We start from the raw sequence: 19,635 nt of genomic DNA, 5'->3' as shown, positions 1-19,635 counted from the left end.
GCGGTCGGGAGAAGCGGCGGGGGCACTGTTCACCTGGGGACTATCGCCCCCGTCGGCCGTCCCTGCCAAACCGAATTCCGGCCGGCCGGTCAGCCCTGCCCGAGAACCGGTCAGCCCCCTGCCCGATGCGGTCCGGCCGGCGCCGGCCGGACCGCATCGCGGTCAGGAGGCGGAATCGTCCGCGAGCCGAACGGTGCCGAGGATCTGCTTGATCGTCGCGTCCGGGATCTCCTCCTTGACGCCCTTGCTCGCGTACAGCACCCAGGTGGAGAAGTCACCCTGGCTGTTCTTGAAGGTGAACGCGATCGACTTTCCGTCGGTGTCGCACTTGGTCGGCTTCTTCACACCGACCGCCGTGGCCATCGCGACATGCCCGCTGAGCCCGGACTTCGTCGTGTACGGCACCGGCTTGGTGATCTTGACGATGCTCTTCGGCTCCCCCTGGGCGTAGGCGGCCCACACCCAGGTGCCCGCCTCGCTGCGGGCGGTGCTCGCCGTGTCGGTGGCTCCCTGGCCGCCCTTGGTGCCGGTTCCTCCGAGCCCCGAGTCCTCCAGGTCCCCGTCCTTGTCCGAGTCGACGGAGCACCACTTGGTCTTGTAGAACGCGGGAGCCGACATCATGACCACGGCCGACCCGTCGCCCTTCTCCCGGTCCTCGAAGCCGGAGCCGACGCCCGTGCCCGCCACTTCCCAGGCCGGGGGCACATCGAACAGCGTTCCGTACTTGGGGTTGCTGACGACCTTCCAGCCCGCGATGGTCGGCTTGGCGTTGCTCGAGCCGTCCCGCGGGTTGTCGGCGGGGGAGGGGGACTGCTCGGAAGGGCTCGAGGACGTGGCGGGCTTCTTGCCGTCCGCCTTGTCCTGTCCGTCCTTGTCCTTGCCGCTCAGTACCACGGCACCGGTGATGACGGCGGCGGCGACGACGGCCGTGGCCGCGACGATCGCCACGACCGCGGTCTTCTTCCTGTCCGAGGACGGGCCGGGCCCACCGGGCTGCGGCGGACCGGGGACCGAGTACTGCTGCCCGCTCGGCTGCTGATACGGATTCGGCTGCTGGTACCCCGGCTGCTGCGGGTATCCGGGCTGCTGCGCATAGCCCGGCTGCTGTTGGTGTCCCGGCTGCTGGTACCCCGGCTGTGCGTAGGGGTTCGGCTGCTGGTAACCCGGCTGCGCGTACGGATTCTGGTTCTGGTCCTGCGGGTTCTGCTCGCCCCCGGGCGGCTGCTGTCCTGGCCACATGGCCAGTAACCATAGAGGTGACAGGTGCACGCTGCCATGGCCGCCCCCGTGGGGATGGCCAAGTTCGGCTACTCGTGGGTAACATCCGACGCATGAGCGCAGACCAGATGTCCGTCGGCGAGATGCTCGCCGCCACGGTTCCCATGGCCAGGACCCTCAACCTGGAGTTCCTGGAGACCACCGCCGAGCGTGCCGTGGTCCGCATGCCGGACCAGCCCGACTACCACAACCACGTCGGCGGCCCCCACGCCGGAGCGATGTTCACACTCGCCGAATCCGCGAGCGGCGCGATCGTGCTCGCCGCGTTCGGTGACCAGCTCGGCCGCGCCGTGCCCCTCGCCGTCAAGGCCGAGATCGGCTACAAGAAGCTCGCGATGGGCGAAGTCACCGCCACCGCCACCCTCGGCCGCCCCGCCGCGGAGATCGTCGCGGAACTGGACGCGGGCGAACGGCCCGAGTTCCCCGTCGACATCGCCATCACCCGCGCCGACGGAGCGGTGACGGGCGAGATGACCGTCGTCTGGACCCTGCGCCCGAACTCCTGACACCCGCGGGCCCGAGGGGGCCTGCAGGAGCACGAGCCGCCCCGGCGTCCGGATCCGGACGCCGGGGCGGCACCTTTCGCGCCGCGTCGGGAGTGGACGGCGTCCGCAGATCCGACGGGAGCGGCTCCTTCGCACCGGCCGGAACGCCCGGGCAGCCAGGCCCGACGACACGGCCGCGCCCCACGACCATGGGCGAGGGCCGACGACCAACGGGAGGAACCGGCTTTGCACGTCCAGGAGTGGCTCGAGACCGTCCCCGCGGTCAGCATCTACATCCTGGTGGGGGTGGTCATCGGACTCGAAAGCCTCGGCATCCCGCTGCCCGGCGAGATCGTCCTCGTCAGTTCCGCGCTCCTCGCCTCCCAGCACGGGGACATCAACCCCTGGGTGCTCGGCAGCTGCGCCACCGCCGGCGCGATCATCGGAGACTCGATCGGCTACGCCATCGGGCGCAAGGGCGGCCGCCCGCTGCTCGCATGGTGCGGCGGGAAGTTCCCCAAACACTTCAGCGAGGCCAATATCGCGATGGCCGAGCGCTCCTTCGAGAAGTGGGGCATGTGGGCCGTCTTCTTCGGCCGCTTCGTCGCCCTGCTGAGGATCTTCGCCGGACCGCTCGCCGGTGTTCTGCGCATGCCGTACTGGAAGTTCCTCATCGCCAACGTCTTCGGCGGCATCCTCTGGGCGGGCGGCACGACCGCCGTCATCTACTCGGTCGGCGTCGTCGCCGAGGCCTGGCTCAAGCGCTTCTCCTGGCTGGGTCTCGTCCTCGCCGTGCTGATCGGCGTCACCTCCATGCTCGTCCTCAAGAACCGCGCCAAGAAGGCAGCCGCGCGGGCCGAGATCACGACCGCGGCCCCCGCCGCCACCGACGAGGACGCGTCGCCTACGGTGCACATGGGAGCGGCGTCGAAGCAGGGATGAGGAGAAGGTGATGGCAGAGCGCGAGCGGGCACTGATCTCAGGAGTGGGCGGGACAGCGCCCAAGATCGCCCCGGAGGCGTTCACCGCGCCCACCTCGGTCGTGATCGGCGACGTCACGATGGCGCCCGGAGCCAGCGTCTGGTACCACACCGTGCTCCGTGCCGACTGCGGCCCGATCGTGCTCGGCGCCGACAGCAACATCCAGGACAACTGCACCGTGCACGTCGACCCGGGCTTCCCGGTGACCGTCGGTGAGCGCGTCTCCGTCGGGCACAACGCCGTGCTGCACGGCTGCACCGTCGAGGACGACGTCCTCGTCGGCATGGGTGCGACCGTCCTGAACGGCGCGCACATCGGCGCCGGGTCCCTCATCGCCGCACAGGCGCTCGTCCCCCAGGGGATGCGGGTGCCGCCCGGCTCCCTCGTCGCCGGAGTTCCCGCCAAGGTCAAGCGCGAGCTGACCGACGAGGAGCGGGAGGGCATCAAGCTCAACGCCGTCATGTACCTGGAGCTGGTGAAGCAGCACCGGGCGGCGCTCGACAGCTGATTGACCGGAGGAGTTCGGGGTACCCAGAGCGCACGGGGGACGACGTACAGGCTTTGAAAGGTCCAGTAATGACCCACCCGACGCAGCCGCCTCCCGACGGGCCCGGCCCCGTGCCCAGCAGGCCCGACCCCGTACCGCACGACCCGGAATCCCCGGAGCCCGACCACGAGCCCCCTCCCGACCCTGAGCCCGGTACCCGCCCGCTGCCCGAGCCACCCGACTGACCATGCGCTTTGCGTCACCGATTGCGGACCCTGAGTGATCGGCGCAAGGTGGATACGCCAGTCCACCCCCCACAGTGAAGGGACAACCGTCATGGGTAAGGCGAAGGCGAAGACGAAGCAGGTCAAGGGCAAGGCCAAGGAGACCGCCGGCCGGGCCATGGGCGACCGGTCCATGCAGGCCGAAGGCCGTGGCGAGCAGATGATGGGTAAGGCTCAGGAGGCCACGCAGGACGCCGCCGAACGGATGAAGAAGTCCGGACGGTAATCTGCCGGGCCTGTCGGCTTGACCGAGGCGGCCGCATCCGTGACAGACGGGTGCGGCCGCCTCCGCGTCGGCGCCCTCCCTGCTTCGGAGTGCACGATGACAGTTGATGTCATTTGTCATCTGTCATCTGTCATCTGTCACTTGTCATCGGTCATCTGTCGTTTGTCGCGTGTCGTCCGTCGTCCGTTATGGGCCCGGCACCCGCGGCGGCGCCGCAGGCGCCGCCCGTCAGCCGCCCTCGCCCTCGCTCCCGCCGCGCCGCACACTGTGGCGCACCCGGCGCTTCGCGTCGTCCAGCCACTGCCGTCCCGCAGGCCGGGCGCGCGAGTGCCGGTCCAGCTCCTCGATCAGTCGCTCGCTGCGCTTCTCCACGTCCAGCTCGTCCAGGATCCGGTCCGCTTCCGCGAGCAGTGCCCCGTAGAGCTGCCAGTGCTCCGGTTCCTGGCGGACCATCTCCAGCAGGAGCCGGGCGACCCGGTTGCGGCACTCGCGGCTCGCGGCCAGTTCCGCGGAGAGGCGCTGCTCCGCGTGCTCCGCGTTCGCCTGGACCTGCGTGGTGATGAGCACGGCGAAGCTCCCGATCGCGACGGACAGATGCCCGAAGAGCTCCTGGAGGTTGGCTGTCAGGGTCGATGGGAAGAGCGCTCCCGAGGTCCGTGTCTTGGCGAGGTCGGTGAGCGTGCGGCAGATGACCCGCAGAATCACCGCGCAGATCTCGAGGGCGTCCAGGCCCGTGCGCAGGACCAGCCGGGAAAGCAGCGGTTCCTTGACCCGTGGATTGAGCCTCAGGCTGTCCTCCGCCTGCCGCAGGGCCGCGTCCACCTGCACGATGTCGTGGTCGAGGCGCCGTGCCTCGTGCAGCCGCGCCGCGGCCAGTTCCACCGACGGGTGCTCGGCCAGTTGCTCGGACATGTGTGCCAGCAGCTTCCGCATCCTGGCGGCGAGATCGTTGATCGCCGCGCTCGCGTCGCTCACCCACACGGGTGGCACGAACAGGATGTTGAAGAGCAGCCCCACGACCGCCCCGATCAGCGTCTCCAGGACCCGGTCCCACGCCGTCGCGGTCACCTGGGTCACGCCCAGCACGAGCATCGCGCTGATCGCCACCTCCGGCACGAACTCGCCGACCTTGACGAACCGGCCGATCACCAGCGATGCCAGGATCACCAGCCCGAGACTCCACCAGCTCAGTCCCACGAGCGCGCTGAAGCCGATGGCGATGAGCACACCGGCGACGACCGAGTTGACCCGCCGGATCCCGGTGGTGAGGGTCGAGTACAGGGTGACCTGTACGACGAGAAGGGCGGTCAGCGGTGCGGTGAGCGGCGCCGGCTCGCTGCTGAGCTGGAGGGCGACGACGTACGAGATGACAGCGGCGGCCGTGGAGCGCACCGTCTGGACGACGGCCGGTTCGCGGTGACGTCGTACAAGATCGCGGAGTTCGCTGGCTTCCGGCACCCTCTCCCTTTCCCGTGGGCGCGTACGCGCTGCCACTCCAGACTGCCGTCTGAGCCGCCGCCCGCAATTCCGCTCACCCGCGATCGCGCTGCTGACTCGTCATGAGCCCGCCGCGCTCGCGACGTTGGGCGGACGGTGTTTCCGTCCGCCCGTCGTGGGGCGAACATCACAGCTCACCGATCCGATCACCGGCGTGTCCGCCCACTAACGTGTCCGGGTGCCGAAGAACAGAAACACGTTCTCATCGCTGACCACCTGGCGGCGCCGTGTACTCGCGGGAGCCGTCCACCGTGGCCGGCGCTGGGTGCAGGAACTCGGAGCGGTCACCGCGGAGACACCGGGGCCGCTGCGCTTCCGTCGCATCGGCGCGGGCACCCGGCTGGCGTTTCCGCAGGGCACGGTTTTCGGTGAGGCGTGGATCGAGCTCGGTGACCACTGCATCATCGCTGAGCAGGTCACCCTGACGGCGGGCATGATGCCGGATCTCGACCTCGGGCCCGATCCCATCCTGACCCTGGGCAACGGGGTGGTTCTCGGGCGGGGCAGTCATGTCATCGCCGACACGACGGTGACCATCGGCTCGGACACGTACTGCGGTCCGTACGTCTACATCACCTCGACGAATCACAGCTACGACGACCCGCATCAGCCGGTCGGCAAGCAGTGGCCCCGGGCAGAACCGGTCCAGATCGGCCCCGGCTGCTGGCTGGGAACGGGTGCGGTGATCCTGCCCGGCGCCCGGCTGGGCCGCAACGTGGTGGTCGCGGCCGGCGCGGTCGTACGCGGCGAGGTGCCGGATCACGCCGTGGTCGCCGGGGCGCCGGCGAAGGTCGTACGCCGCTGGGACGCCGATTCCGGCTGGCAGCCGCCCCTGCGGACGCCCGCGCCGGTGCCGATTCCCGAGGGCGTCACTCCGGAAGTCCTCCGCGCCCTCGCCGAGCCGGCGACGGACGAAAGCTGATCAGCCGGACGATGGCCAAGGCTGCCCGGCCGGACGAAGGCGAAAGCTGATCAGCCGCTCGCCAGCAGCACGGTGCCGACCAGGGCGAGTCCTGCTCCGGCGGCCTGCACGGCCCGCAGCCGCTCCTTGAGGACGCCTCGCGCGGCCAGCGCCGTCACCACCGGGTAGAGCGAGGCGAGCACCGCGGCGACGGTCACCGGGCCGTTCTGGGCGGCGATCGAGTAGGTGCCGTTGGCCGCCACGTCCGCGAGGCCGACGAAGGCGAGCGCGGGCAGCGCGACCCCGACGGCCCGAAGGCCGCCCTGTTCCGGCAGCGCGCGCCCGCCCCGCCGCACGGACACGAACAGCGCCGCGCCGCCCACCGCCACATTGGTGACCCGCTGTACGAACAGCGCGAGGAACAGCCCGGTGAGGGTGGTCGACGCCTCGGCGATCAGCGCCATGACGGATCCGAAGCCGAAGGCCGCGAGCAGCGTCAGCAGGATCGCCTGCCGCTGCACGGGTGCGCCGCGCAGCTCGGGCCCGCCGGCGAGCAGGACTCCGGCGACGGCCACGCCGATGCCCGCGAACTGCAGCAGTCCCGGCCGGTCGCCCAGCAGCAGCCCCACGGAGACGGGGACGACCACGCCGAGGGAGCCGAGCGGCGACACGACTCCCATCGGGCCGAGGGCCAGCGCCTTGTAGAAGCTGAGCATCGCGACGGGGCCGACCACGCCGGCCGCCACCGCGTACCAGAGCCGGGGGCCGGTCTCGGAGAGGCCGCCGGTCGCCACCACGACGGCTCCCAGCACGACCACCGCGACCGACTGGGACGCCACGACCACCGTGAGTGCGGGGATGCGCCGGGTGAGCAGGCCGCCCCCGAAGTCGGCCAGACCCCACAGCAGGCTGGTGGCCAGGGCGAACAGCACGGTCATGGGGGCCTCGCAGTACAGTTTGATGAACGATGGGGTGCATCCCACCGTAGTTCAGTTCATTGAACTCTATCATTCAGAATATTGGACGGAACGTGTCGGACCTCGACCAGCTCACGCAGTCGCTCGCCCGTAACCTCAAGCGCTGGCGAGCCGAACGGGGATTCACGCTCGACGCGCTCGCGGCCCGCTCCGGCGTCAGCCGCGGCATGATCATCCAGATCGAGCAGGCCCGCACCAATCCGAGCGTCGGCACGACGGTGAAGCTCGCCGACGCCCTCGGTGTCAACATCACGACGCTCCTCGACTACGAGCAGGGCCCGCAGGTGCGCCTGGTCCCGCAGGAGCAGGCGGTCCGCATGTGGTCCACCCCCGCGGGCAGCTCCACCACCCTGCTGATCGGCGCCGATGCCCGTGGTCCACTCGAGATGTGGGGATGGACGCTCATGCCCGGCGACGAGAGCCCCTCGGACCCGCACCCCGAGGGCACGGTCGAGCTTCTCCATGTCACCAAGGGCGAGCTCACCCTCGTCGTCGACGGGAAGCCGCACGCCGTACCCGCCGGCACCTCGGCGACCTTCGAGGCGAACGTGCCGCACATCTACCGCAACGAGGGCGCAGGGACGGTGGAGATGACCATGGCCATCGCCGTGCCGCCCGCCCGCTGAGACACCCGGCCGGGGCCCGTCCGGCCGGGTGTCGGCGTGGCACGTACCCGCGCACCCTTCGACTGCTGCTCGTCGACTCCGCGTTGTCGACACGGAGTGGGTGCTGATCGGCGGCGGGCGCCGACGCGGCAAGCCGATCGTGCCGGGCGGAGTGTTCGCCGACTGCGGGAGCGCCGCTGCCGGCGGGCCTTGGGGTGGGACGGCCGCGGCACGGTCCCGCGGGCGGCCGTCCGCGTCCCGGCGTGTGTCAGCCGAGCTGCGGGATCTCGATCGCGGGACAGCGGTCCATCACCATGTCGAGCCCGGCGCCCCGGGTCCTGTCGTACGCGTCCTCGTCGATGACCCCGAGCTGGAACCAGACCGCCTTCGCGCCCTTGGCGACGGCCTCGTCCGCGACGGACCCGGCGAGCTCGCTGTTGACGAACACGTCCACGACGTCGACGGGAAACGGGATCTCACCGAGCGAGGCGTAGCCCTGCTCGCCGTGCACCGTCTCGGCCTTCGGATGTACGGGCACGATGCGCTTGCCGTACTTCTGGAGAACCCTGGCGACTCCATGGGCCGCGCGGGACTCGTTGTTCGACAGGCCGACCACGGCCCAGGTGTCACCGGTCTCCGTGAGGATCTTCCGGATCGTTTCTGCGTCTGCGTACATGCCCGGCTCAACGGACGGCCCGCGCGGACCATTCCCGTGCCGCCGCATAGGCTGGCCGGATGCAGGAGCAGTACAGGACGGTCGCCCGTGAGGGCGTGCACGAGACCGAGATCAACCGATCGCGCTTCATCTGCGCGCTCGCGCCCGCCGCGACCGAGCAGGAGGCGCAGGACTTCGTCGCACGCGTCCGCAAGGAGCACCCGACCGCGACCCACAACTGCTTCGCGTACGTCATCGGCGCCGACGCGTCGGTCCAGAAGGCGAGCGACGACGGCGAACCGGGCGGCACGGCGGGAGTGCCGATGCTGCAGATGCTGATGCGTCGTGAGGTCCGCTACGTCGTCGCTGTCGTCACCCGCTACTACGGCGGCGTCAAGCTCGGCGCGGGCGGGCTGATCCGCGCGTACGGAGGCGCGGTCGGCGAGGCCCTGGACGCACTCGGCACCCTCACCCGGCAGCGCTTTCGGCTCGCCACGGTCACCGTCGACCATCAGCGGGCGGGCAAGCTGGAGAACGATCTGCGCTCGACCGGACGTGCGGTGCGGGACGTGCGGTACGGCGAGGCCGTGGCGATCGAGGTCGGGCTGCCGGACGCCGATGTCGAGGCCTTCCGGGCATGGCTCGCGGACACGACCGCCGGAACGGCCGGACTCGAGCTCGGCGCGGAGGCGTACGGGGACGTCTGACGCTCGCCGATGGCCTGGCGTCGCCGGGCCCGGATGCACGGGGGAACCACGAGGTTCCTGAGGGATCAGATGCCGACCGGCGCTAGCGTGGTCGGTGCCGATGGTGGGGTCCCGCGCCGGCCTGGTGCCGGATCTGGGGCGGAGAAGGGGAAACATGCAGGTCGGAGCAGGCTCTTGAGGATTCTGCACACGTCGGACTGGCATCTGGGGAGGTCGTTCCACCGGGTGAGCCTGCTCGACGCCCAGGCCGCGTTTCTCGACCACCTGGTGGCCACGGCTGTCGATCGCGAGGTGGACGCCGTACTCGTCGCAGGGGATGTGTACGACCGGGCGGTGCCGCCCCTGGCCGCCGTGGAGCTGTTCGACCGGGTGCTGCACCGGCTCGCGGATGCCGGGGTGCCGACGGTCATGATCTCCGGGAACCACGACTCGGCCCGCCGCCTCGGCGTGGGCGCCGGCCTGATCGACCGCGCCGGAATCCATCTGCGTACCGACCCGGCGGGCTGCGGATCCCCCGTCGTCCTCACCGACGCCCACGGGGACGTCGCCTTCTACGGACTGCCCTATCTGGAACCGGCCCTGGTGCGGGACGAGTTGCGGGCCTCTGCGGCCGGGCACGAGGCCGTGCTGGGCGCCGCGATGGAACGTGTCAGGGCCGACATGTCGGAGCGGGACCCCGGCACCCGGTCCGTCGTCCTCGCGCACGCCTTCGTGGTCGGCGGCCTGCCCAGCGACAGCGAGCGGGACATCACCGTCGGCGGGGTCGCCGCCGTCCCCGCCGGGATCTTCGACGGTGTCGACTACGCCGCGCTGGGGCATCTGCACGGCTGCCAGACCGTCAGCGACCGTGTGCGGTACTCGGGTTCACCCCTCGCGTACTCCTTCTCGGAGACCGACCACCGCAAGAGCATGTGGCTCGTCGACATCGGGCCTGCCGGGGAGATCGAGGCGGAACGGCTGGACTGCCCGGTGCCCCGGCCCCTCGCCCGCATCCACGGGCGGATCGAAGAACTGCTGGAGGACCCCGAACTGGAGCGCCACGAGGAGTCCTGGGTCGAGGCGACCCTCACCGATCCCGTGCGCCCCTCCGACCCCATGGCCCGGCTCAGCGAGCGCTTCCCGCACACGCTCACCCTGGTCTTCGCCCCGGACCGGGCCGAGGAGGACCCTGAGGCCTCGTACGCGGAGCGGCTGCGTGACCGCGACGACCACCAGATCGCGGAGGACTTCGTGGCGCATGTGCGGGCCGGGGCCGGCCCCGACGAGCTTGAACGGGCGGTGCTGCGCGGCGCCTTCGACGCCGTGCGGGTGGACGCGGCCGTGCGTGAGGTGGCCGGATGAGGCTGCACCGACTGGGCATGACGGGCTTCGGGCCCTTCGGAGACCGGCAGGACGTCGACTTCGACGCGCTGTGCGCCGCCGGGCTGTTCCTGCTGCACGGCCCGACCGGCGCGGGCAAGACCTCGGTCCTCGACGCCGTCTGCTACGCGCTGTACGGGGCGGTCCCCGGCGCCCGGCAGAGCCCCGGCGCGTCGCTGCGCAGTGACCACGCGGCGCCCGCGACGTACACCGAGGTGATCCTCGAACTCACCGTCGCCGGACGGCGGCTGGAGATCACCCGGCGTCCCGCGCAACCGCGCCCCAAGAAGAAGGGCAGCGGATTCACCACGGAGAAGGCGACGAGCCTGCTGCGTGAGTTCGATCCCGGGCGCGGCGAGTGGAAGGCTCTCAGCCGTTCCCACCAGGAGATCGGCGAGGAGATCACCCAACTCGTCGGGATGAGCCGAGAACAGTTCTGCCAGGTCGTGCTGCTGCCGCAGGGAGACTTCGCACGGTTCCTGCGGGCCGACGCGGAGGCACGGGGCAAGCTGCTCGGCCGGCTCTTCGACACACGGCGGTTCGCGGCGGTCGAGGAGCGGCTCGCGGAACTCCGGCGCGGCGCGGAGCAGCAGGTGCGCGAGGGCGACGAGAAGCTGCTCGCCGTCGTCCACCGGATGCTGCAGGCGGCGGGCAGTGCGGTGCGGGACCGGACCGTCCCCGGTGGCCGCCCCGGGGACCCGGGGCTCGCGGGCGCCGTCCTCGAATGGGCCGCCGTGGCCCGCGCGGGCGCGCGGGAATCCCGCGACATCCGCGAATACGCGCTGCTCGCGGCGGAGAGCCGGCAGGCGGCGGCCCGGCGCGCGCTCGACGAGGAACGGGAGCTGGCGGGACTCCAGCAGCGCCACGGGGAGGCGCTGCGGCGCTCCGACGAGCTCGAGGCCGGCCGTTCCGGGCGCGACCGCGTCCAGGCGCGCCTGGAGCAGGCACGCAAGGCCGAACTCGTCGGCCCGGCACTGCGGTTGCGCGACGAGGCCGAGCGGGACCACCGGACGGCGGACGCGGCGTGGGCGCGGGCCAGGGCCTCTCTGCCGTCGTCGCTCATGGACGTGAGCGGGGAGCAGCTCTCCGCGCGGGAGCGTGAACTCCGGCAGGAGCTCGGCGGTCTGGGCGCGGCGCGACGGGCGGAACAGCGCAGCTCCGAACTCGCCCGCGAGCGCGCGGACCTGGACCGCCAGGCCCGCGCGGACGAGGAGCTCCTCCACGACGCGTACTCCTGGCTGGCGGGCTGGGACAGCGCACGCCGCGGGCTCCAGGACCGTATCGAGGCCGCCAGGGACGCGGCGACCCGCGCCGAACATCTGGCGGGACGCCTCGAAGCGGCCCGGCGCCGCGTGGCCGCGGCCCGGCGGCGCGACGAACTCGCCGGGCGCGCCGCGGAGATCGAGGACGCGCTCCGGGCCGCCCGCGACCATGCGAACGCCGCCCGCGAATCCTGGCTCGACCTCAAGGAGCGTCGCCTCCGGGGCATCGCCGCCGAACTGGCCTCCACCCTGACCCCGGGCGAGCCCTGCACAGTCTGCGGATCCCCCGACCACCCCGCCCCCGCCGGCGTCGGCCAGGACCACGTCGACCGCACCCGCGAGGACGCGGCCTACGACGCCTACAGCCGGGCGGACACGGCCCGGGCCGACGCCGAGCGCGAACTCGCGGTCGTCACCGAGTCGTTCACCCAGGCGAGGAAGCAGGCTCGCGAGCTGCCGCCCGACGGTCCCGGCTCCCCGGCCGGTACGACCGCCGCTCTCGCCGGTGCCGGCGATCCCGGCGCGCGGCACGAAGAAGCCGGCCCCGGCGTACGGGAACTGTCCGACGTCGTCGACCGGCTCGAGCGCGAGCACGGTGAGTCGCATGCGCTCGCGGCCGGCATGCACGCCGCACGAGAGGCGCTGGACCGGGCAGAGCGGGAGTACGAGGAGAGGCTCGCCGCACGGCAGGACGCGGAGCGGCGCGCTGCCGCACGGACGTCCCGCCGGGAGATGCTCGACCGGGAACAGGCCGCGCTCGACGCCGAGGTGCGACGCGCGACCGGCTCGGTGGGCAGCGTCGCGGAGCGGGCCGCGCTGCTGGAGCGACGGGTCGGGCTGCTCGCCGCCGCCGCAGAAGCGGTACGGGCGGCCGACGACACGGCTCAGCGGCTGAAGGCGGCAGACGACCGGCTTGCCGACGCCGCGTTCCGGGCCGGGTACGGCACACCCGCCGAAGCCGCCGCCGCGCTGCTGGGCGACGCCGAGCAGCGGGACCTTCAGCACCGGCTCGACGCCTGGCAGCGCGAGGCCGCCGCCGTCGCCGACCGGCTCGCAGAGCCGGAGGCCCTGGCCGCGGCCGGGCGCGCTCCCGCGGATCCCTACGCGGCGCAGCAGCGGCACGACGCTGCCGAGCGTGCGCTGCGCGACGCCGCATCCGCGTTCGCCGCCGCCCGCGACCGCTGCGCCGAGCTCGACCGGCTCTCCCGCGAGGCGGTCGCCGAGGTACGCCGCCTCGGACCGCTCCGGGAGGAGTACGACCGGGTGGCCCGGCTCGCCGGTCTCACCGCGGGCACCTCCGCCGACAACGGACGCAGGATGCGTCTGGAGTCGTACGTACTGGCGGCCCGTCTGGAGCAGGTCGCGGCCGCCGCCACCGTCCGTCTGCACCGCATGTCCGGGGGCCGCTACACCCTCGTCCACTCGGACGCGCGCGCCGGCGGCAGGCGTGCCGGACTCGGCCTGCACGTGGTCGACGCCTGGACCGGCCGGGAGCGCGACACCGCGACGCTTTCCGGGGGAGAGACGTTCTTCGCCTCGCTCGCCCTCGCGCTCGGCCTCGCCGACATCGTGACCGACGAGGCCGGTGGCATCCGTCTGGACACCCTCTTCATCGACGAGGGCTTCGGCAGTCTCGACGACCAGACCCTCGACGAGGTGCTGGACGTCCTGGACTCGCTGCGTGAGCGCGATCGCAGCGTGGGCATCGTCAGCCATGTCGCGGATCTGCGCCGCCGGATCCCGGCGCAGCTGGAGGTGGTCAAGGAGCGGCACGGCTCGGCGGTGCTGCTGCGTGCCGCTCCGCTCAGCGGCTGATGGCCCGCCGCGGCAGGGGCGACGAGTACACGACGCTCGTCGTCACCGACCCGAGCGCGCCGATCCGCCCGGAGACCTCTTCCAGATGGGTCATGGACCGCGCGGCGACCTTCAGCACGAAGCAGTCGTCGCCCGTGACATGGTGCGCCTCCAGGACTTCGGGAGTCGTCGCCAGCAGATCGTGGAACGGCTTGTAGTTGCCGTTGGGATAGCGCAGGCGCACGAACGCGAGGACGGGCAGCCCGATGCGCTCATGGTCCACCACCGCGGTGTAACCGGAGATCACTCCCGCCTCCTCCAGTCTGCGGACGCGCTCGGTCACCGCACTCGGCGACATCGAGACCGTCCTGGCCAGATCGGCGAAGCTGGCCCGGCCATGGCTCTGGAGTGCGTCGAGGATGCGCCAGTCCGTGGCGTCCGGTGAATATCCCGTCATGACCGACAGACAACAGGGGATTCCACGCCCGATCAAGACGTCTGCCGGGGAATCGCACTTCAGGGGAACGATCAACGACCGTAGATTCCTGGGCATGACAACGACCCGAACCGCCGCGAACCCCGTCCTGCGCGTCGCCCCGGCCTCCCCGGCCGCTGCCGCCGCCTACTTCTCCGCCTCCCTGGCCTTCCACACCGATGTGTCCGATGTGGCCGCCGCCCTCGCCGCCGACGGCGATCCCGGAATCGTGGTCCTCGACTCCCGCTCCACCGAGTCCTGGGACCAGGGCCACATCCCCGGCGCGGTCCATCTGCCCACCGCGCTCGTACCGGAGCAGGCGGAGCGGCTGCTCGACAGGTCCGTGCCCGTCGTCACCTACTGCTGGGGCCCCGGCTGCAACGGCGCCGCCCGTGCGGCCCGCGCTCTCGCCGAACTCGGCTACCAGGTCAAGGAGATGCTCGGCGGGTTCGAGTACTGGGTGCGGGAGGGCTTCGCGTACGAGACATGGCAGGGCGAGGAGCGCCGTACCGCCGACCCGCTGACCGCGCCGACGGGGACAGACGACTGCGGCTGCTGAGGCCTGCCCGGGCAGACCCGGCCCGGTCTCCGGCCGTGCGCTCCGTGGCAGCCGGCGCACGGGGCGCCGCCCGGCCGGCGTGAATCCCGCGCGGCCGGGTCCCAGGACGCCCTCGGCCAGGCGTCAGAGCTTCGAGATCTCCTCGACCAGGTCGTCGAGCCCCAGCGGTCCCTGGGAGAGAGCCGCCATGTGCCAGGCCTTGGCGTCGAAGGCATCGCCGTGTGCCGCGCGGGCGCTCGCCCGGCCCCGCAGCCATGCGCGCTCGCCGAGCTTGTACCCGATCGCCTGGGCAGGCATGGACAGGTAGCGGGTCAGCTCGCTCTCGACGAACTCCGCGGGCCGGCCGCTGTGGCGGCCGAAGAACTCCTGCGCCAGCTCCGGCGTCCACCGCTCACCCGGGTGGAAGGGGGAGTCGGCCGGGATCTCCAGCTCGAGGTGCATGCCGATGTCGACGATGACCCGGCAGGCCCGCATCATCTGCGCGTCGAGATAGCCGAGCCGGCGCTCCGCGTCGGGCAGGAAACCGAGTTCGTCCATGAGGCGCTCCGCGTACAGTGCCCAGCCCTCGGCGTTCGCGCTGACGCCGCCGACGGTCGCCTGGTACCGGGAGAGCTGGTCGGCGACGTGCGCCCACTGCGCGATCTGCAGATGGTGGCCGGGCACGCCCTCGTGGTACCAGGTGGAGACCAGGTCGTAGACCGGGAAGCGCGTCTCGCCCATGGTCGGCAGCCAGGTCTGGCCGGGCCGTGAGAAGTCCTCGGACGGACCCGTGTAGTACGGCGCGGCGGCGCTGCCCGCCGGGGCGATACGGGAATCCACCTTCCGTACCCGCTCGGCGAGTTCGAAGTGGGTGCCGTCGAGGGCCGCGATCGCCTCGTCCATGAGGTTCTGCAGCCAGACACGGACCTCTTCGACGCCCTCGATATGGGTGCCGTGCTCATCGAGGTGGGCGAGCGCCTCCCAGGGGTCCGAGCCGGGGAGGATCTTGTCGGCCTCGGCCTTCATCTCGCCCAGCAGCCGGTGGTACTCGGCCCAGCCGTAGGCGTACGCCTCCTCCGGGTCGAGGTCGGTGCCGAGGAAGAAACGGGCCCAGCGGGCATATCGTTCGCGGCCCACCGTGTCGGGAGCGGACTCCACCGCGGGGGCGTAGACGTCGCGCATCCAGTCGCGCAGGGCGGTGACCGCCGCGGTGGCCGCGCGTGCGGCGCTGTCCAGCTCGGGGCGCAGCTCGTCCGGGCCGGGCGCGACGAACTGCTCGAACCAGCTGCGTCCGTCCGTGTCCGCACCGTCCGCCGCGGCCGGCCCCGACCACTCGTCCAGCTGGCCGATGAAGGCCGCCGTGGCCCGCGGACCCGCCGGCAGCTTGCGCTCGAGACCGAGGGCCAGGGAGGACCTGTAGCCCTCCAGCGCGTCGGGCACGGCCCGCAGACGTTCGGCGATCGCGGCCCAGTCCGCCTTCGAGCCGGTCGGCATCACCGTGAACGCATTGCGCACCGAGTGCGCGGGGGAGCGCAGGTTGCTGACCGTGCGCAGCCCCTCATCGGCCTCGTGCACGGCCAGTTCGGCCAGGAGCCGCTCGCGCAGCAGACGCCCGCAGCGCCGCTCGGCGTCGGTGTCGGCACCGGGCACGCGCTCCGCCTTGTCGAGCCGGGCGAGCGTCGCGCGGGCAAGTGCGGCCACGGCCTCCTGGCCGGCCGGGGAGAAGTCGGGGAGGCGGCCCGCGCTCTCCGGGACTCCCAGGTAGGTACCGGTGATCGGATCGAGGTCGATGAGTGCGTCGACGTATGAGTCGGCGACCTGGCGTGGCAGCGCGCTGCTCGGTGTCTCTGGCATGTGCTCATCCTGGTACGAGCGAGGGACGTCCGTCACCATCATTCGATCTCAGTCGGCTGACAAGCGTGCCTGCCCGGAGGTCTCCGGAACCGCCGGAAGCAGCGGCCCGCAGTCCCATTGCTGAAAGATCAACCGGGTCTCCACGCGGGCGACTTCGGGCCGCGATGTGAATTCGTCGAGCACCAGCCGCTGGAGATCCGCCGTGTCAGCCACGGCCACATGCACCAGGTAGTCGTCGGGCCCCGTGAGATGGAAGAGCGCACGTGACTCCGGCAGCGCCCGGATCCGCTCGACGAAGGGGCCGATCAGATCGCGCCGGTGGGGGCGCACCTGAACGGAGAGGAGAGCTTCAAGCCCTCTGCCGAGTTTGGCCGGATCGATTCGGAGCTGATGGCCGAGGATCACGCCGCTGCGTCGCAATCGGGCCACCCGGTCCAGACAGGTCGATGGCGCGACACCGACCTCGGCGGCCACCTCACGGTAGGTGGTCCGGGCGTCGTTCTGCAGAACGCGCAGTATGTGCAGATCGACCGGGTCCAGCACGACGGATTCAGCCATGGCCCGAACGTAACACGGAGCTATCGCGCTACTCCCGGGTAACTGTTCACAGTGCGGCCATGGACTACGCCGCCTCGACCGCCCCCACCCCCACCAGGGCGCTCGCCACCGAAGCCGTGCACGCCGGACGCGAAGATCTCGTGTCGCTCGGTCTGCACGCCGCACCGATCGACCTGTCCACCACCTATCCCTCGCACGACGTGGCAGCCGAGGCGGCGCGGATCGACGCGTTCGCGCAGACGGGTGGCCGACTGGACGGCCCGCCGGTGTACGCCCGGCTGGACAACCCCACCACGGCCCGGTTCGAGACCGCACTGGCCCGGCTCGAAGGGGCGGCCGACGCGGTGGCCTTCGCCAGCGGAATGGCGGCCCTGACCGCGGTCCTGCTGGTCAGGGCCGCCATGGGGCTGCGTCACGTGGTCGCCGTCCGGCCGCTGTACGGATGCAGTGACCATCTGCTCGACGGCGGACTGCTCGGCACCGAGGTGACCTGGACCGACCCGGCGGGCGTCGCGGCCGCGATCCGCCCGGACACCGGACTGGTGATGGTCGAGACGCCCGCCAACCCGACGCTCGCCGAGACCGACATCAAGGCGCTCGCCCACTCCTGCGGCTCGGTTCCGCTGCTGGTGGACAACACCTTCGCCACCCCCGTCCTGCAGCGGCCCGTCGAGCACGGTGCCCGGATCGTGCTGCACAGCGCGACCAAGTACCTGGGCGGCCACGGCGATGTGATGGGCGGGGTCGTCGCCTGCGACGAGGAGTTCGCCGCCGCCCTGCGGCAGGTGCGGTTCGCCACCGGCGGGGTGCTCCATCCGATGGCCGGATACCTGCTGCTGCGGGGGCTGTCCACGCTTCCCGTGCGGATACGGGCGGCCTCGGTGACCGCCGCCGATCTGGCCAGGCGGCTCGCCGCCGACCCGCGGGTGGCCCGGGTCCACTACCCGGAGGTGGGCGGCGCGATGGTCTCCTTCGAGGTGTACGGCGAGCCGCGTGACGTGATCGCCGGCGTCCGGCTGATCACGCCCGCGGTGAGCCTCGGCAGCGTCGACTCGCTGATCCAGCACCCGGCCTCCATCAGCCACCGCATCGTGGCCGAAGGAGACCGGCGTGCCGCAGGCGTCAGCGACCGGCTGCTGCGTATGTCGGTCGGTCTCGAGGACGTCGAGGATCTGTGGGCGGATCTGTGCGAGGCCCTGAGCGCTACCCCAGCTCTGCCCGCCCGTGCGGGAGCCGAGGCAGCTCACGCGGGAGGACTTCCGGCACCTCGTGCGGAAGCCGGGACGGTACGGGAGCCGCGCCCAGCCGCGCGGTGATCACCAGCGTGCCCTCCTCGATCTGGTAGTCGAGCGGGAGACCGAGTCCGCGCATGGCCGCGACCATGCCGGTGTTGGATGACTGCGTCACGGCGTACACGCTCTCGCATCCGGCCTCGACGGCCATCGCGACGAGCCGGCCCAGCAGTTCGGAGCCGATGCCGCGGCGCTGCCAGTCGTCCTCCACGAGGAGGGCGACCTCGGTCTCGTCGCCGTCCCAGAGCAGATGGCCGAGGGCGGCGAGCCGGCCGGAGGCCGTTTCGACCGCCAGGGTGCGGCCGAAGCGGGGGCTGAGCAGATGGTTCAGATAGCGGTCCGCGTCGCCGACCGGCCCGTGGTAGCGCAGGCCCAGGGTGCGTGCGGAGCATCGGTCGTGCATCGCACGTGCGGCCGGAACGTCGCTCCGGTCGGCGCGGCGGACGGTGATCTCGTTGCCCTCGGGGAGGGTCAGCACGTCCTGGCTGCGCGGAATGCGCGGGCCGAGCCGGGCGTCGAGCTCGACGAGGGCGCGAGCACGGGCGAACTCGGTGGGTGTGAACGGCAGATACGGCCGCTCGATCGTGATCGTGCCGCCGTTCGGATCGCGCAGCCGGATCACGGTCTCGTCGAGCACGCCTTCGACGGGCACGGGATCACCGGCGGGCCGGCCTCCGAGGGTGAGCGCAGGCAGCGAGTGGATGGTGCAGCGGCCGAGCAACTGTCGCAGTGCGAGGGGAAGTTCGGCCGCGTCCAGCGCGGTGCGGGTGGCGAGGCCGAGCAGCCGTGTCGGGGTGTCGACCAGATCGTGGGCGTCGGCACGCTCGATCCAGGTGCTGCTGCCGCCCGCGGCGGCGACCACCCTGGTGATCTGCTGTGCCTGGAGTGCGGCGGGTGCGCGGAGCAGGAACTCGTCGACCGTTCCCTGCGCCAGCGGATGGGTCTGGAGCGTGAGGATGTCCACGTGGTCGTGGGCGAGTGCGGTGCACAGGGCGGCGAGGCTGCCGGGCTCGTCGCGTACGGTCGTGCGCATCCGCCACAGGGCCGTTTCGCGCAGCGGCCCGGACTCGTCGGTGCCGCGCGGAGCATCGCTCGTACCGGTCACGCGGGCGGTCCCGGAACCCGAGGCTCCGGGACCGCCGGTATCGGCGGTCGGTGGTGCATGGCCGTGGTGGCGTGCCCACCATGTGTGGAACGCGGCCGTGGCGATGAGCGCGACGGCGGAGGCAACGAGCAGATAGGGGCCGTCGGGGCCGTGGGCGATCATGTTCGCCACCGCGTCGGCGACGGCGACGGCGGTGAACAGGGCGGCCAGCTCGACGAGGTCCCGCCGCCAGTGGTGCTGACGGCGGGCGCGCTTCGCAGAAGTCACTTCAGTCATGCCAACACTGTGACGGAGTGGTGTTGCGTGATCACGAAC

The 19,635-nt window shown here is 71.7% G+C and carries 20 protein-coding genes; 12 read left to right on the top strand and 8 right to left on the bottom strand.

Annotated elements, in window-relative coordinates; all coding sequences use genetic code 11:
• Positions 1–162: 162 nt before the first annotated feature.
• The gene (locus ACFU5O_RS24325) at positions 163–1,239 is read right to left on the bottom strand and encodes a hypothetical protein (protein ID WP_384243842.1); all 1,077 of its coding nucleotides are present in this window, start codon (positions 1,237–1,239) and stop codon (positions 163–165) included.
• Positions 1,240–1,346: 107 nt separating this feature from the next.
• Between ACFU5O_RS24325 and ACFU5O_RS24320 the strand changes: the two genes are divergently transcribed.
• The 5 genes from ACFU5O_RS24320 (at position 1,347) to ACFU5O_RS24300 (ending at position 3,741) form a co-directional block, all read left to right on the top strand.
• Positions 1,347–1,784, top strand: a complete 438-nt coding sequence (locus ACFU5O_RS24320; protein WP_384243920.1) for a DUF4442 domain-containing protein — start codon at positions 1,347–1,349, stop codon at positions 1,782–1,784.
• Positions 1,785–2,009: 225 nt separating this feature from the next.
• Positions 2,010–2,705, top strand: a complete 696-nt coding sequence (locus ACFU5O_RS24315) for a DedA family protein (protein ID WP_384243840.1) — start codon at positions 2,010–2,012, stop codon at positions 2,703–2,705.
• Between the two features lie 10 nt (positions 2,706–2,715).
• The gene (locus tag ACFU5O_RS24310; protein ID WP_384243838.1) at positions 2,716–3,252 is read left to right on the top strand and encodes a gamma carbonic anhydrase family protein; all 537 of its coding nucleotides are present in this window, start codon (positions 2,716–2,718) and stop codon (positions 3,250–3,252) included.
• Positions 3,253–3,320: 68 nt separating this feature from the next.
• Positions 3,321–3,476, top strand: coding sequence for a hypothetical protein (locus ACFU5O_RS24305; RefSeq protein ID WP_384243837.1), 156 nt, complete (start codon positions 3,321–3,323; stop codon positions 3,474–3,476).
• 91 nt (positions 3,477–3,567) lie between these two features.
• Positions 3,568–3,741, top strand: coding sequence for a CsbD family protein (locus tag ACFU5O_RS24300; protein WP_384243836.1), 174 nt, complete (start codon positions 3,568–3,570; stop codon positions 3,739–3,741).
• Positions 3,742–3,969: 228 nt separating this feature from the next.
• Here the strand turns inward: ACFU5O_RS24300 and ACFU5O_RS24295 are convergent, their stop codons facing one another.
• Positions 3,970–5,199, bottom strand: coding sequence for an aromatic acid exporter family protein (locus ACFU5O_RS24295; protein ID WP_384243835.1), 1,230 nt, complete (start codon positions 5,197–5,199; stop codon positions 3,970–3,972).
• 217 nt (positions 5,200–5,416) lie between these two features.
• Between ACFU5O_RS24295 and ACFU5O_RS24290 the strand changes: the two genes are divergently transcribed.
• Positions 5,417–6,160, top strand: a complete 744-nt coding sequence (locus ACFU5O_RS24290; protein ID WP_384243834.1) for an acyltransferase — start codon at positions 5,417–5,419, stop codon at positions 6,158–6,160.
• A 50-nt stretch (positions 6,161–6,210) separates the two neighbouring features.
• Here the strand turns inward: ACFU5O_RS24290 and ACFU5O_RS24285 are convergent, their stop codons facing one another.
• A complete protein-coding gene (locus ACFU5O_RS24285; protein ID WP_384243833.1) occupies positions 6,211–7,077 on the bottom strand; it encodes an EamA family transporter in 867 nt (288 codons plus the stop codon).
• A gap of 92 nt (positions 7,078–7,169) precedes the next feature.
• Between ACFU5O_RS24285 and ACFU5O_RS24280 the strand changes: the two genes are divergently transcribed.
• The gene (locus ACFU5O_RS24280; protein ID WP_384243832.1) at positions 7,170–7,742 is read left to right on the top strand and encodes a helix-turn-helix domain-containing protein; all 573 of its coding nucleotides are present in this window, start codon (positions 7,170–7,172) and stop codon (positions 7,740–7,742) included.
• Between the two features lie 247 nt (positions 7,743–7,989).
• Here ACFU5O_RS24280 and ACFU5O_RS24275 read toward each other — a convergent pair whose 3' ends face one another.
• A complete protein-coding gene (locus ACFU5O_RS24275) occupies positions 7,990–8,397 on the bottom strand; it encodes a CoA-binding protein (RefSeq protein ID WP_384243830.1) in 408 nt (135 codons plus the stop codon).
• Positions 8,398–8,456: 59 nt separating this feature from the next.
• Here ACFU5O_RS24275 and ACFU5O_RS24270 point away from each other — a divergent pair, with 59 nt between their 5' ends.
• From ACFU5O_RS24270 to ACFU5O_RS24260, 3 genes are all read left to right on the top strand, one after another.
• Positions 8,457–9,083 (top strand): YigZ family protein, encoded by a 627-nt coding sequence (locus ACFU5O_RS24270; RefSeq protein ID WP_384243829.1) that lies wholly within the window; start codon positions 8,457–8,459, stop codon positions 9,081–9,083.
• 174 nt (positions 9,084–9,257) lie between these two features.
• Positions 9,258–10,424: an exonuclease SbcCD subunit D gene (locus tag ACFU5O_RS24265; protein WP_384243828.1), complete on the top strand. Its 1,167-nt coding sequence runs from the start codon at positions 9,258–9,260 to the stop codon at positions 10,422–10,424.
• On the top strand, positions 10,421–13,519 hold the full coding sequence (locus ACFU5O_RS24260; protein ID WP_384243826.1) for an AAA family ATPase: 3,099 nt from the start codon (positions 10,421–10,423) through the stop codon (positions 13,517–13,519). The genes ACFU5O_RS24265 and ACFU5O_RS24260 overlap by 4 nt, the downstream gene beginning before the upstream one ends.
• Here ACFU5O_RS24260 and ACFU5O_RS24255 read toward each other — a convergent pair.
• The gene (locus ACFU5O_RS24255; RefSeq protein WP_384243825.1) at positions 13,509–13,955 is read right to left on the bottom strand and encodes an Lrp/AsnC family transcriptional regulator; all 447 of its coding nucleotides are present in this window, start codon (positions 13,953–13,955) and stop codon (positions 13,509–13,511) included. The genes ACFU5O_RS24260 and ACFU5O_RS24255 overlap by 11 nt on opposite strands.
• Before the next feature lie 94 nt (positions 13,956–14,049).
• Between ACFU5O_RS24255 and ACFU5O_RS24250 the strand changes: the two genes are divergently transcribed.
• Positions 14,050–14,532: a rhodanese-like domain-containing protein gene (locus ACFU5O_RS24250; protein ID WP_384243823.1), complete on the top strand. Its 483-nt coding sequence runs from the start codon at positions 14,050–14,052 to the stop codon at positions 14,530–14,532.
• Positions 14,533–14,655: 123 nt separating this feature from the next.
• Here ACFU5O_RS24250 and ACFU5O_RS24245 read toward each other — a convergent pair whose 3' ends face one another.
• Positions 14,656–16,365 carry a DUF885 domain-containing protein gene (locus ACFU5O_RS24245; RefSeq protein WP_384243822.1) on the bottom strand — a complete coding sequence of 570 codons (1,710 nt, stop codon included), beginning with the start codon at positions 16,363–16,365 and terminating at the stop codon, positions 14,656–14,658.
• 48 nt (positions 16,366–16,413) lie between these two features.
• Positions 16,414–16,923, bottom strand: coding sequence for an Lrp/AsnC family transcriptional regulator (locus tag ACFU5O_RS24240; RefSeq protein ID WP_384243821.1), 510 nt, complete (start codon positions 16,921–16,923; stop codon positions 16,414–16,416).
• Positions 16,924–16,982: 59 nt separating this feature from the next.
• Between ACFU5O_RS24240 and ACFU5O_RS24235 the strand changes: the two genes are divergently transcribed.
• Positions 16,983–18,239, top strand: a complete 1,257-nt coding sequence (locus tag ACFU5O_RS24235; RefSeq protein WP_384243819.1) for a trans-sulfuration enzyme family protein — start codon at positions 16,983–16,985, stop codon at positions 18,237–18,239.
• Here ACFU5O_RS24235 and ACFU5O_RS24230 read toward each other — a convergent pair.
• Positions 18,127–19,596, bottom strand: a complete 1,470-nt coding sequence (locus ACFU5O_RS24230; RefSeq protein ID WP_384243818.1) for a GNAT family N-acetyltransferase — start codon at positions 19,594–19,596, stop codon at positions 18,127–18,129. The genes ACFU5O_RS24235 and ACFU5O_RS24230 overlap by 113 nt on opposite strands.
• Positions 19,597–19,635 lie beyond the last annotated feature (39 nt).

The organism is Streptomyces sp. NPDC057445 (genome assembly GCF_042802855.1).
Classification (GTDB): domain Bacteria; phylum Actinomycetota; class Actinomycetes; order Streptomycetales; family Streptomycetaceae; genus Streptomyces.
This window is presented reverse-complemented; position numbering and strand designations above follow the sequence as displayed.